Genomic DNA, 13,068 nt, shown 5'->3' with positions numbered 1-13,068 from the left:
AAAGTAGAAAGGATGGTATAAAATGATTAAGGTTGATAATTTATCATTTAGTTACACAGATAGAGATTTTTTACAAAATATTAATTTTAAAGTAGGGAAGGGGGAAATACTAGGATTCTTAGGTCCATCTGGGGCAGGAAAATCAACACTACAAAAGATTCTAATTGGCATGATAACCAATTACAAAGGAAGTGTAGTTGTTAATGGAATAGAAAGTAAAAAATGTTCAAATAAATTTTATGAAAATATAGGTGTTGATTTTGAATTTCCAAGTTTGTATGAAAAATTGACTGCAATAGAAAATCTAAAATATTTTGGTTCTTTATATTCCAAAAAATTGCTACCTATTGATGAACTATTAAAATCAGTAGGTTTAGAAAATGAAGGAAATAAAAAGATATCTGAATATTCAAAAGGGATGAAATCTAGACTAAATTTTATAAAAGCTTTATTACATAATCCAGATATTTTATTTTTGGATGAACCAACAAGTGGTCTTGACCCATCAAACAGCAAAGTTATGAAAGACATAATTTTATCAGAAAAATCTAAAGGTAAAACTATTATCTTAACAACTCATAATATGCTGGATGCAACAGAACTTTGTGATAAGGTAGCGTTTATTGTAAATGGAAAGATATCTGCATTAGATACACCACATAACCTTATCATGTCAAAAGGAGCTATAAAAATCAGATATACTTATTTTGATAATGGAGAAAAAACTTCTGAATGTTTTTTGAACAATACTAGTAATGACAAAAATTTGAATATGCTTATTAAAAAAAATAAACTTTTATCAATACATAGTAGCGAACCAACATTAAATGATATTTTCATTGAGATAACAGGGAGGAACTTACAATGAGACTAAAAAACCTTATAGTAGGAGATATAAAGTTTCAATTTAAATATGGTTTTTATTTTTTATATATTATTTTAAGTATTATATATATTTGTGTTATCAATGTATTTCCGACTTTTATGAGAGAAAAGATAGCCATAATTATGATTTATTCTGACCCAGCAGCGATGGGATTGTTTTTTATGGGGGCTATTGTGCTTCTTGAGAAAAGTCAACGAGTTTTAAATTCTTTAACTGTATCTCCAGTAAAAGTGTCAGAATACATTTTATCAAAGGTAATTTCACTAGGAATAATATCTAGTATTGTTGCTATATTTATTGCCAGTGCAGTAAATTTAGATAACATTGTAATAGTAATTATAGGAACTTTTTTTTCTTCTGTTATATTTTCCTTACTTGGATTGATGATTGCAAGTAGAGTATCTAGCTTAAATAAGTTTATTGTTTCAACTATTCCTATTGAGATTATATGTTTTATTCCACCAATACTCAATGTATTTATTGATACAAAATCATATATAGATTTTTATCCTTTTAATGTATGTATTTCTCTTATTAGTGGGGATAAAAGTTTTATAGTAATTAATATTTTAATTTTAATATTAATGATAATAATAACTTATTTTATAACCTATTATTTTATTTGTAGTAGTTGGAAAAAGGTAGGTGGAGTAAAATTATGATAAAGATTATAAATGCTTTTAAACAAGAGTTTGGACAAGTTAAAAGAGATGCAATCCTTTTTGCAGTATGTGTTTCTCCAATACTGTGTGGAGTATTTATAAAATTTGGAATACCATTAATACAAGATATATTGTCTGATAAGCTTTACTATCAGTTAAATTTAAAGTCATATTTCTTGATGTTTGATTTGCTTATGGCTTTTATTACACCTTTTATGTTCTCCTTTGCTTCTACAATGGTCATATTAGGAGAGATTGATGACAATATTTCAAGGTATTTAATAGTAACCCCACTTGGTAAAACTGGTTATCTTATTTCAAGACTTGGAATACCAACTATTTTAGCATTTGCTATTACAGTAGTTTTATTAATGATTTTTTCTTTAACTAAAATCACTTTCTTGTCAAACATATTAATTTCTTTAATAGCTTTGTTACAAGCAACCATTACATCAATGTTGGTGATTTCTTTATCCTCAAATAAATTGGAAGGAATGGCTATTACTAAATTATCAGGTGTTTTTATAATGGGTATTTTAGCACCATTTTTTATTTTTAATAGAGTACAATATATTCTCTTTTTCTTGCCAACATTTTGGTTGTCAAAGGCGTTTAAGGAAAGTAATTATATATATGTATTTATTTCATTTTTTATATCATTAGTATGGATTTTTTTACTATTTAAAAAATTTAGTAAAAAAATAATCAAGTAAGACAATTTATAGAATGAATGTAAGGTTAACTTGACATTGAGGTTGAAAAATGTTACATTTGAAATGTAAGGTTAACATTACATGAATGGAGTATGTATGAAAAATAAAATAAAGATATTAAGAGAAAAATTAGGTTTAACACAAGAACAACTTGGCATATTAGTTGGAACGTCTAGACAGGCGATAAATGCTATAGAAACTGGTAAAAATGAACCTTCAATATGGTTGGCATATGATATTTCAAGTGTTTTTAATGAGCCAATTGAGAGTGTATTTTTATTTGAAGAAAGTGAAAGAAAATCAAGAGCACAGATAAGTAGGGGGGAACATTATGGCTCTAAGAGAGATTAGAACTTTTGATGATGAAATTTTAAGAAAAAAGAGTAAGTATGTAGAAAATGTAGATAATAAGATAAGAGAGATATTAAATGATATGGCAGAGACTATGTATAATACACCAAATGGTGGAGGACTGGCTGGATGCCAAGTAGGAGTATTAAAACGATTAGTTGTTATAGATTTAGGAGAAGGTCTTATTAAGCTTGTTAATCCTGAAATTGTTAAAGAAGAAGGAGAACAAATTGTTGTTGAAGGTTGTCTAAGTTTTCCTGAAACATGGGGAAAATTAAAAAGACCGAAAAAAGTTACAGTACAAGCTTTAAATGAGTATGGTGAAAAAATAGAAATTAAGGGTTCAGGTTTTATGGCAAAATGTCTTTGTCATGAGATAGACCATTTAAATGGTATAGTTTTTACAGATAAAATTATTGAACATGTAAAGTTATAAGATATACTTAGGATTAAATTTAGAAAATATTTTATAGTGAGGAGTTAAATTATGAGATTATGGCATAAGGATTTAATTGATGTATTACCTAAAAATCAATTAGTGAGTCAATGGAGAGAACTACTTGCTATAAAAGGTTCTATAGATAAAAAAGGTACACCAAATCATCTATTAGTTAATAAGGTCTTGGATTATAGTATAGATGAGTTTAAGTTTTATACAAGAATTATACATGATGAAATGTTAAAGAGAAATTATAAGCCTAATGAACTCAAATATATAAGTATATTAAAGTGGGAAAATAACAATTTCTCAAATGATATATCTAAGGTGCATAGTTTAAGTTTAGAGAATCTATATAATTCTTGGCACAATAAAATATATTTGAGGCAGTGCTTATATAATTTAGAAGAAAAAGCGACCTGTGGAGGAATACCCATGGATGAATGGAATATATTACTTTATAAATATGGTGAAGATTATAAATTATGGTCTGGAAATTACCTACTCTAATTAATTATTATGATTTAATATTGTGATATTATTATGTATAAAGAGGTGATTATTTGTATACTAAGGTAAAATATATTCCAATAGATTGTGAAATAGCTTGTAATAAATTAAAAAAAAGTATGCCCTATAAATGGGATTTAAATATTTATCGTGGATGCGAGCATGGATGTAAATACTGCTATGCTATTTATTCTCATAAATATATTAATTCTAATAATTATTTTGAAGAGATTTATGTGAAAACGAATATAGTAGAAAAACTTGAGAAACAACTTAGAAGCAGTAAGTGGAACAGAGAAGTAATTAATATAGGTGGTGTTACAGATAGCTATCAACCAATAGAGGAAGATTATAAAATTATGCCAGAAATATTAAATCTATTAATAAAGTATAAGACACCGGCTATTATTTCCACAAAATCGGATTTAATCTTGAGAGATTATGATTTGATTGACAAATTATCTAGGATTACATACATAAACATAGCATCTACAATCACAACAGTAAATAAAGATATACAAAAACTTATTGAACCAAATGGTGTAGATTCAATGAGAAGGTTTAATATGTTAAAAGAGTTCAGAAAAACTAACGCATCAGTTGGATTGCATATTATGCCAATTATACCGTATATCACAGATGATTTTGAGAATATAAATTCTTTATTTACATATGCAAGAGAATGTAATGTACATTACGTTTTGCCTGGGATATTGTACTTACGAGGGCTAACTAGAGGTGTCTTTTTTGACTTTGTTAAAAAAGAGTTTCCTGAATTATTTAATAAATTATCAATACTATATAGTACAGGCTCATCTAATAGAGAGTATAAAAATCAATTGTATAAAATGGTCAATGAACTTAGAAACAAACATTATTTATCAAGTAGTTACTCTAAGGTAATGAATGAAAAATTAAAAAAAACACAAGATGTACAGTTATCTTTTTTTGATTAATTTCAGATATAAAAAATATTTTTAGAGAAATGATTGTGAAATGTTTAAATTAAATCTTATTGACAAATATAAACACTAAATATATAATTAATTCATAAAATAAAAATATGAAAGGATGATGTTGTTCGGTGATACTTGATATCATAAAATCGTTGATATAAGTATTTCTGGAAAAGAGTGAATAAAATCAAATTTAATAAGCAAACAAAGTTAAACTACAGTTTTATTGTTGTGCTTAAAAATATTTGGTTCTATTTTACTCTTATTTAAACTCATCTTTTTGAAGTTAAACCACAGAGTAAACTCTGTGGTTTTTTTATTTTAAAAATAAAAATTTTAAGGAGTGGTATGTTTTGTTAAACAAATTATGTATGTATTTAGAAAGACCAGAGCTTTACAAAAGAAGTGAAATTAATTTTTGGAATGACGAGTACATTTCAAAACAATTATTAAAAGCTCATTTAGATGTTGACTTTGAAGGAGCAAGTAGAAATTTTAACTTTATTGAGGATTCTGTAAATTGGATAGCTACAGTTGCAAGTCCAAAAGATTATCCTAAATTAATTGATTTAGGATGTGGCCCAGGATTATATGCAGAGAGATTTGCGCAAAAAGGATATAAGGTAACCGGAATTGATTTCTCAAAACGTTCTATTAAATATGCACAAAATAGAAATAAAGAAACGAATTTAAATATAAACTATTTATTTCAAAGTTATTTAAGTATGAATTACAATGAAGAATTTGATTTAGCTACTTTAATTTATTGTGATTATGGAGCTTTATCAACTGAAGACAGAAGATTGTTAATGGAAAAAATTTATAAAAGTTTAAAACCTGGAGGAAAATTGATATTAGATGTATTTACAATAAATAAATACAATGATTTTGAAGAGATTAAGAGCTGGGAAATAAATGAAGATGGAGGATTTTGGAGTAGCGAAAGATATATGTGTATACAAGATAATTGTAAATACAGTGATTATAATACACTTGAGCAAACCCTTGTGATGACAGAAAAACATGAAAATGTATTTTATATTTGGAATCACTATTTTTCAAAAGAAAGTTTCTTATTAGAAATTCAAGATATTGGATTTAAATCTGTTGAGTTTTTTAGTAATGTTAAAGGTGAGGCATATTCTGATGATAGTATGACTATGGGATTAGTTTTACAGAAATAATAAATATTTCTAAATGGATAAATAAAAACTTGAAACCGATAATAATAAAATAATATAAGAAAAACACATATATTGAAAAATGGGAATTTTTATGTTACTTTTAATACATTATAAATTTACTTATACAAAAGTAAGAGTTAATATTTAGATTGTTATTTCTATATAAAATTTATTTAGATATCTTTTAAAACAATTAATGCTATTAAAAGTAACATATATCTCAAAAGAGCTAAAAAGGATGTGATATTGATGTTAGAGGTTCAAGGAAAGTGTAATAAAGCAAAAATATTTACAGATAATGTAGATAGTACAACTATAAGTCAGATAATAGAATTATGTAATCAGGAGTTTACAGCTAAGTCTAAGATAAGAATAATGCCAGATTGCCACGCAGGTGCTGGTTGTGTAATAGGTACTGTCATGACAATACAAGATAAAATTGTTCCAAATCTTGTTGGAGTTGACATAGGTTGTGGTGTTTTATGTGCAAATCTAGGTAAAATAGATTTGGATTTTAAAAAAATAGATGATTTCATAAGAGAGAAAATACCGCATGGATTTAATATAAATAAATATAGTAAGGCAAATTACAAAAAAGAAATAGAATCATTATACTGTTTAAAAGATATAGGAAAAGCAACTGAGGAATATAACAGGGCAATTGGGAGTCTTGGAGGAGGAAATCATTTCATTGAGTTAGATGAAGATAATGAAAAAAATAAGTATTTAATAATACACTCAGGTAGTAGGAATCTTGGAAATAGAGTAGCAAAATGCTATCAAAAAAAAGCTTATGATTATTATATCAGAGCCAACAATGAATTTGAAGACGATAGTAAAAGACTTATAGAGAAGTATAAAAAGGAAAATAGAGAAGATGAGATTCAAGATGCATTGATTAGGCTTAAAAAAGAGCATAACTTTACTCCTAAAATACCAAAAGATTTATGTTATTTAGAAGGAAGACTAATGGATGATTATCTTCATGATATGGATATTATACAGAGATATGCTGAATTAAACAGAGATACAATGGCCAAAAGAATAATTGAAGAATGCATAGGTCTTAAATTTAATGATTTAGAACATTTTCAAACTATACATAATTATATAGAAATTGAAAACAAGATATTAAGAAAAGGAGCTATAGCAGCATATGAAGGTAGAAAATTACTAATTCCTATAAACATGAGAGATGGTGTTATATTGGGAGTAGGCAAAGGCAATTTAGATTGGGTTAATTCTGCCCCTCATGGTGCAGGACGCATACTTTCAAGAGGAGAAGCTAAAAGAAATATAAATATGAAAGATTATGAAGAATCTATGAAAAATATATTTACAACAAGTGTAAATATTAAGACTATTGACGAAGCACCTCAAGCATACAAACCAATTGATGAGATTGTAGAAAATATAAGAGATACGGTTGACATAATTAATATATTGAAACCTATTTATAATTTTAAATCAAATTAATAATTGTAGGAGTAAATCAATGTTAGGAATATATTTTAGTGGAACAGGTAATTCAAAATACTGTGTAGAAAAATTTTTACAAGAATACGATACAACAGCAAATTCTTATTCTATTGAAGATAGTGAACTTTTAAAATACATCCACAATCATGAGGACATTGTTTTGGGTTATCCTGTACAATATAGTAATGTACCTAAAATATTAAAAGATTTTATAATCAATAATTCATCCTTGTGGGATGGGAAACGTATTTTTATTATTGCCACTATGGCTCTGTTTAGTGGAGATGGTTCTGGTGTTTTATCTAGAATATTTAAAAAATATGGAGCTACTACTGTTGGTGGGCTACACATAAAGATGCCAGATAGTATAGGGGATGAAAAGGTATTAAAACATTCTTTGGATTACAATAGAAATTTAGTAATAAAAGCAGAAAATAAAATAAAGAAAGCTAGTAAAGATTTGAAGTATGGGATACCACCAAAAGATGGATTAGGTTTTTTGTGTCATATTGTAAGACTATTTGGACAAAGACTATATTTTATTAATAAAATGAATCGATATACAGATAAACTAAAAATAAATGATGATAAATGTATCATATGTGGTAAATGTATTGATTTATGTCCAATGAATAATTTAGTAATTAAAAATGAGATGGTTGTTTCCAATAGTCAGTGTACAATGTGTTATCGGTGTGTAAATAATTGTCCTAAGCAAGCAATCACATTATTAGGTAAAATGGTTGTTGAACAGAGTAATATTGAGAAATACATATAAGAAAATTGAAATTAGGAAGTGAGTATAAGGAATGGAATACTACATAGTTGATGCATTTACAAGTAAATTATTTAAAGGAAATCCTGCTGGAGTTTGTGTACTTGATAAGAGGTTGCCTTTGGAATTAATGCAGAAAATAGCAGAAGAAAACAATCTTCCAGAAACTGCATTTATAGTCAAAGATAAGGAAAATTATGAATTACGATGGTTTACTCCTAAAGCAGAAATTGATTTATGTGGGCATGCAACTTTGGCAGCAGCTTATATAATATCAAATTTTATTGATAGTAATATTCAAAAAATAGAGTTTGTTACTCAAAGTGGAAATCTTAAAGTTACACGAAATAGGAATCTATATGAGTTGACATTTCCAAAACTAATGCCTACTGAAATAGAATTATCACCACAACAAATTGATTTGATAGGTTGTATACCAAGTGCTATTTACTCTTCAAGGGATTTAATTTTATTACTAAATAGTGAACAAGAAGTTATAAATTATGTACCTAATTATGCAAATTTGCGTAAATTGACAGATTGGTTAGGTATAATAATTACAGCACAAGGGAGTAATACAGATTTTGTTTCAAGATATTTTTGTCCAGAATTAGATTCAGAGGACCCTGTAACTGGTTCATCTCATTGTAATTTAATTCCATATTGGGCTGAAAGATTAGGAAAAAATAAAATGGTAGCAACACAACTGTCTAATCGAGGTGGTATAATTCAGTGTGAATTATTAGAAGATAATACTGTGAGAATTTCTGGTGAAGCAGTTTTATTTATGCAGGGAACAATAAAAATCGATACTTAGAAATTAATTGATATCAACATTGACAATGATTATCAAAAAAGATAATATTTAATTTATAAAGATAAAAACACAGTCTGGTTGGTAGTCCAGACGCAGCAATTGCTGTCAGTAACCTGCCTCCTTGGTTGTCCGTTCTTTAGAAAGTAACTAAATAGGAGGAACTAGCAATGGACAAAGTTAGTGGAAAATTGACAGTTTTATTTGAAGAGCCATTTTGGATAGGTGTATTTGAAAGACAAGATGGTAAGAAATATGAAGCATGTAGAGTAGTTTTTGGAGCAGAACCTAAAGAGGTAGAAGTATATGAATTTATACTTGAAAGATTTTTCTCATTAGATTTTGGTAGTATTAAGTTAGAAAAGAATATAACAAAAGACAAAGTTGGATACAAAAGAATGCAGAGAAAAGTAAAAAAGGAACAAGAAAAAGAAACTATAGGAACTAAGGCTCAAAATGCCCTTAAGCATCAATATGAAGAAAGAAAGCAGGATAAAAAAATTCTAGCTAAAGATAGGAAAGAAGAAGAAAAAGAAAGACTTTTCAATTTGAAACAAGAAAAGAGAAAAGCCAAACATAAAGGTCATTAATTTTAATTAGATGTCTTTTTATGAATTGCTAGAAAAAGGTGTATGAAATCAAAAGTTTCATACACCTTAATTTATTGGAAAAATAAAGTTTTGTATTTCAATTACTTTAAAATATAAAAATATATTAATAATAATTGTAGGAATATTATAAATGGTATCCCAAACGTAAATTTAATATGCTTAGTTTTATGTCTAAAAGAATACATACCAGTTATAGAACCTATACTGCCTCCAATTACAGCCATAGAAATAAGAGTGGCTTCTTTTATTCTCCATTCATTTTTAATTGCTCTTTTTTTATCTATATACATTGAAAAGAAAGCAATAAAATTAATAACTATAAAATATATCAAAATAAAATTTTTCATAATCTAACCTCCATAAAAATATATTATACATTATAAAGTAAGAGTTCTGTTTTTGAAAGTTAAATTTGCAATTAGTACATATAAGATATTTGGAAAGATTAAATATAACATTAATTGGAAAATTTAAAAAACTTAAACAATTGATAAATAGGGGGTATATTTATAAGACATAAAGTGATAAAATTTACTTAGAAAATAATGTAAATAACAGGAGGATAAGACAAAATGAAATTTATAGTAGAAAAAGAAGTCTTTGATAAATTAGAAAATGTATGTTTTGGGGTAGTAGTAGCAAAAGGGATAGATAATACTAAAGAAATTGAAAGAATAAGTAATCTTTTAGATATAAGTATAGATAGAGTAGAAGATTACTTTAAAGATAAAAAAGTGAAAGAATCAGAAGAAATCATACCATATAGAGAAGCCTTTAGAAGCTTGGGAATGAACCCAAACAAATTTATGAGTTCAATAGAAGCAATGACAACAAGAGTTGCTAAGAATAAGAAACTTCCTCATATAAATCCTATTGTAGATTTAGGAAATTCTATTTCTTTAAAATATTTACTTCCAATGGGTGCGCATGATATGGATTTTAGAAATGATGATGTATATGTTAGATTTTCAAAAGAAGGGGATAAATTTGTTCCATTTGGAGAAACTGATGTTGAGTTAATGGAAGAGGGAGAATTAATCTATTCTGTTGGAGATATGGTAAAAACTAGAAGATGGATATGGAGACAAGGAGAGGAAGGAAAAATAACTAATAGTTCAAAAAATATATTTTTCCCTATAGATGGTTTCACTGATGCTAATTTGGATAAAGTAATGAGTGCAAGAGAAGAATTAGCGAAGTTATTAAAAGAAATCTTTGATTGTGAGATTAAAGTAGGTTTTGTAGATAAAGATAATCCAGAAATGGAAATATAATAAGGTAAATATTTATTAAGGCATCATATTTATATTTGCTTGATGGTATTAAAAAAGAAAGGTCGTAGTAAATTTGAAAAAAACTATAATAAATAATGTAAATCCATTGATTGAAAATAAGTTTATAGGACTTTTTGAAATTGAGTATAAGAATAAATTGAATGAAGATAAGGTTTGGATGGTAGCGTCAAGAAAAAGTCATGAAGAACTAAAACACATTTATTTGAAAAATGAAGAAGATAGTGCAGATGCAGTTGTAATAGTGGGACTTCATAAAAGTAGTGGAAAACTGATTTTGATAAAACAATTTAGAGTACCTATCAATGACTATATATATGAATTACCAGCAGGGCTTGTTGATGAAGGTGAATCTATAGAGACTTCTGTTGAAAGAGAACTTAGAGAAGAAACAGGACTTACTCTTTTAGAAATCAAAAAAGATAAAAGTAAAGATAAAGTATACTTATCTCCTGGAATGAGTGATGAATCTGTTGCATTTATCTATTGTATATGTGACGGAGAGATAACAGATGAATTTTTAGAACCTGATGAAGACATTGAAGCTTTTTTAATCTCGCAAGAAGAAGCCAAAGAGATTCTAGCAAGTAATCATAAAATAGATACAAAAGCATTTTTAATTTTACAGATGTTTGTAAGTTTAGGAACAAAATTATTTGAATAGTTATAGAAAAGAGATTATAGATATGATTAAAGTTTATTTTAGTTATAGAAATTATAATCTCTTTTTTGTGTATTAAAGTTTAAAAGTTGATATATTTTTGGGCTAAATAATAATTTATCTGTTTTTTATTATTTTAAATTAAAAAAGAGTATCTAATATAGTATATTTTATGAATAAGTATAGTTTAAAAATTCAAAAAAAAGATGGCGAAATATGTCCCAAGGGACATTGAGTAAAATAAATGACTTCAGACCTCGCATGATAAAAAGTATATACTAAATGAGGGTCAAAACAGATAAAAATGATACACTAATTCTCTTTTGATAATAAAAAAACATAGAATTTAATTATTTAATCAAGAAAAAGTATTGAACAAATGATTTGTTTAGTGTACAATAATCATGTAAAAACATAGTAATGGAGGGAGACATTTCATAATGAAAATTAAGGTAGGAATGAACGGATTTGGAAGAATAGGAAGAGCTGTATTAAGAATAGCTCAAGAAGAATTAGGAGATAATATAGAAATTGTAGCCATAAATGCAAGAGCAACAACAGAATCTTTGGCACATTTATTTACATATGATTCATGCTATGGAACTTTTAGAGGTGAAGTAGAAGCAAAAGATGAAGATACTTTAGTAGTAAATTCTAAGGAAATAAAAATATTAAGATATAATGACCCAGAAGAATTACCATGGAAGGAACTTGGAGTTGATATAGTAATAGAATCAACAGGATTGTTTACACAAAGAGAAAAGGCAGAAAAGCATATTAAAGCAGGAGCAAAAAAAGTAATCATAACAGCTCCAGGAAAAAATGAAGATATAACTATAGTTATTGGAGTTAATGAAGAACAATATGATAATGAAAAGCACAATATAATTTCAAATGCATCTTGTACTACAAATTGCCTAGCACCATTTGCTAAAGTATTGGACGAAAAATTTGGTATAGTAAAAGGCTTAATGACTACAGTACATTCATATACTAACGATCAAAGAATATTAGATAAGAGCCATAAAGACTTGAGAAGAGCAAGAGCAGCGGCTGAATCTATAATACCTACCACTACAGGAGCAGCAAAAGCTGTGTCAAGAGTATTACCACAATTAGAAGGAAAATTAAATGGTTTTTCACTTAGAGTGCCAACACCAACAGTTTCACTTGTTGATTTAGTGTGTGAACTTAAAGAAAACGTTACAGTTGAAGAAGTAAACTCTGCATTAAAAGATGCTGCTGAAGGAGAATTAAAAGGAGTTCTAGGATATTGTGACAAACCACTTGTTTCTATAGACTTTAGAGGAGATTCTAGATCATCTATTATAGATGCTCTATCCACAATGGCTATAGAAGACAATATGGTTAAAGTAGTGTCATGGTACGATAATGAATGGGGATATTCATCAAGAACAGTTGATTTAGTAAAATATATAGCTGAAAAATTACAATAATACATAACTTTTTTAAAAAAAATTTAAAAAAAATTCCATAAAATTATCAAAAAAGATTATGAAAAATATTGAAGGAAAAATTTTTTCATAATCTTTTTTGTTTACTATAAAAGATACAAGTTACAACTTATAGGTGGATATTAGGTCGTTAGAGTAACCTGTGTATAATTAGTAAGGAATCATACTTTTTCTAAAATGAAGGATAAGATGTCGAAAGCTTGCATAAATCTGAAAAATTTTTATTATTAAAATACTGATTTTCATTTTAATTATGATAA

General features: G+C 27.1%; 16 protein-coding genes. 15 read left to right on the top strand and 1 reads right to left on the bottom strand.

Going from position 1 to position 13,068, the window contains the following annotated elements; genetic code table 11:
* Positions 1 to 22 precede the first annotated feature (22 nt).
* The 12 genes from Q3287_RS12845 (at position 23) to Q3287_RS12790 (ending at position 9,359) form a co-directional block, all read left to right on the top strand.
* Complete coding sequence (locus Q3287_RS12845; protein ID WP_407964167.1) at positions 23 to 868, top strand: ABC transporter ATP-binding protein; 846 nt, start codon at positions 23 to 25, stop codon at positions 866 to 868.
* Complete coding sequence (locus Q3287_RS12840; protein ID WP_231300894.1) at positions 865 to 1,548, top strand: ABC transporter permease; 684 nt, start codon at positions 865 to 867, stop codon at positions 1,546 to 1,548. The genes Q3287_RS12845 and Q3287_RS12840 overlap by 4 nt, the downstream gene beginning before the upstream one ends.
* Positions 1,545 to 2,261, top strand: coding sequence for an ABC transporter permease (locus Q3287_RS12835; protein ID WP_407964166.1), 717 nt, complete (start codon positions 1,545 to 1,547; stop codon positions 2,259 to 2,261). The genes Q3287_RS12840 and Q3287_RS12835 overlap by 4 nt, the downstream gene beginning before the upstream one ends.
* A 96-nt stretch (positions 2,262 to 2,357) precedes the next feature.
* The gene (locus tag Q3287_RS12830; protein ID WP_054276657.1) at positions 2,358 to 2,612 is read left to right on the top strand and encodes a helix-turn-helix transcriptional regulator; all 255 of its coding nucleotides are present in this window, start codon (positions 2,358 to 2,360) and stop codon (positions 2,610 to 2,612) included.
* Positions 2,593 to 3,048: a peptide deformylase gene (def, locus tag Q3287_RS12825; protein WP_054276658.1), complete on the top strand. Its 456-nt coding sequence runs from the start codon at positions 2,593 to 2,595 to the stop codon at positions 3,046 to 3,048. Before Q3287_RS12830 ends, def begins: the two co-directional genes overlap by 20 nt.
* A 51-nt stretch (positions 3,049 to 3,099) precedes the next feature.
* Positions 3,100 to 3,561, top strand: coding sequence for a pyrimidine dimer DNA glycosylase/endonuclease V (locus Q3287_RS12820; protein ID WP_167640196.1), 462 nt, complete (start codon positions 3,100 to 3,102; stop codon positions 3,559 to 3,561).
* A gap of 53 nt (positions 3,562 to 3,614) precedes the next feature.
* A complete protein-coding gene (locus tag Q3287_RS12815) occupies positions 3,615 to 4,517 on the top strand; it encodes a radical SAM protein (RefSeq protein ID WP_407964165.1) in 903 nt (300 codons plus the stop codon).
* 353 nt (positions 4,518 to 4,870) lie between these two features.
* On the top strand, positions 4,871 to 5,701 hold the full coding sequence (locus Q3287_RS12810) for a class I SAM-dependent methyltransferase (protein ID WP_054270241.1): 831 nt from the start codon (positions 4,871 to 4,873) through the stop codon (positions 5,699 to 5,701).
* 249 nt (positions 5,702 to 5,950) lie between these two features.
* A complete protein-coding gene (locus Q3287_RS12805; protein WP_407964164.1) occupies positions 5,951 to 7,177 on the top strand; it encodes an RtcB family protein in 1,227 nt (408 codons plus the stop codon).
* A gap of 19 nt (positions 7,178 to 7,196) precedes the next feature.
* Complete coding sequence (locus Q3287_RS12800) at positions 7,197 to 7,958, top strand: EFR1 family ferrodoxin (RefSeq protein WP_407964163.1); 762 nt, start codon at positions 7,197 to 7,199, stop codon at positions 7,956 to 7,958.
* Positions 7,959 to 7,989: 31 nt separating this feature from the next.
* Positions 7,990 to 8,772: a PhzF family phenazine biosynthesis protein gene (locus Q3287_RS12795; protein ID WP_407964162.1), complete on the top strand. Its 783-nt coding sequence runs from the start codon at positions 7,990 to 7,992 to the stop codon at positions 8,770 to 8,772.
* Between the two features lie 167 nt (positions 8,773 to 8,939).
* Positions 8,940 to 9,359 (top strand): YjdF family protein, encoded by a 420-nt coding sequence (locus Q3287_RS12790; RefSeq protein ID WP_054270245.1) that lies wholly within the window; start codon positions 8,940 to 8,942, stop codon positions 9,357 to 9,359.
* Positions 9,360 to 9,460: 101 nt separating this feature from the next.
* On the opposite strand, the gene Q3287_RS12785 is transcribed toward Q3287_RS12790, so the two are convergent.
* On the bottom strand, positions 9,461 to 9,727 hold the full coding sequence (locus tag Q3287_RS12785; RefSeq protein WP_054276665.1) for a DUF1294 domain-containing protein: 267 nt from the start codon (positions 9,725 to 9,727) through the stop codon (positions 9,461 to 9,463).
* Positions 9,728 to 9,952: 225 nt separating this feature from the next.
* Here Q3287_RS12785 and Q3287_RS12780 point away from each other — a divergent pair, with 225 nt between their 5' ends.
* From Q3287_RS12780 to gap, 3 genes are all read left to right on the top strand, one after another.
* A complete protein-coding gene (locus tag Q3287_RS12780) occupies positions 9,953 to 10,654 on the top strand; it encodes a B3/4 domain-containing protein (RefSeq protein ID WP_054270247.1) in 702 nt (233 codons plus the stop codon).
* 73 nt (positions 10,655 to 10,727) lie between these two features.
* Complete coding sequence (locus tag Q3287_RS12775) at positions 10,728 to 11,336, top strand: NUDIX hydrolase (RefSeq protein WP_407964161.1); 609 nt, start codon at positions 10,728 to 10,730, stop codon at positions 11,334 to 11,336.
* A gap of 437 nt (positions 11,337 to 11,773) precedes the next feature.
* Positions 11,774 to 12,790 carry a type I glyceraldehyde-3-phosphate dehydrogenase gene (gene gap / locus Q3287_RS12770; RefSeq protein ID WP_021384519.1) on the top strand — a complete coding sequence of 339 codons (1,017 nt, stop codon included), beginning with the start codon at positions 11,774 to 11,776 and terminating at the stop codon, positions 12,788 to 12,790.
* Positions 12,791 to 13,068: the final 278 nt, after the last annotated feature.

It is taken from the genome of Clostridioides sp. GD02404, assembly GCF_045898275.1.
In the GTDB taxonomy this organism is placed as follows: Bacteria; Bacillota; Clostridia; order Peptostreptococcales; family Peptostreptococcaceae; genus Clostridioides; species Clostridioides difficile_A.
Note: the sequence above shows the minus strand (reverse complement) of the source record. Positions and strands in the feature narration are given on the sequence as shown.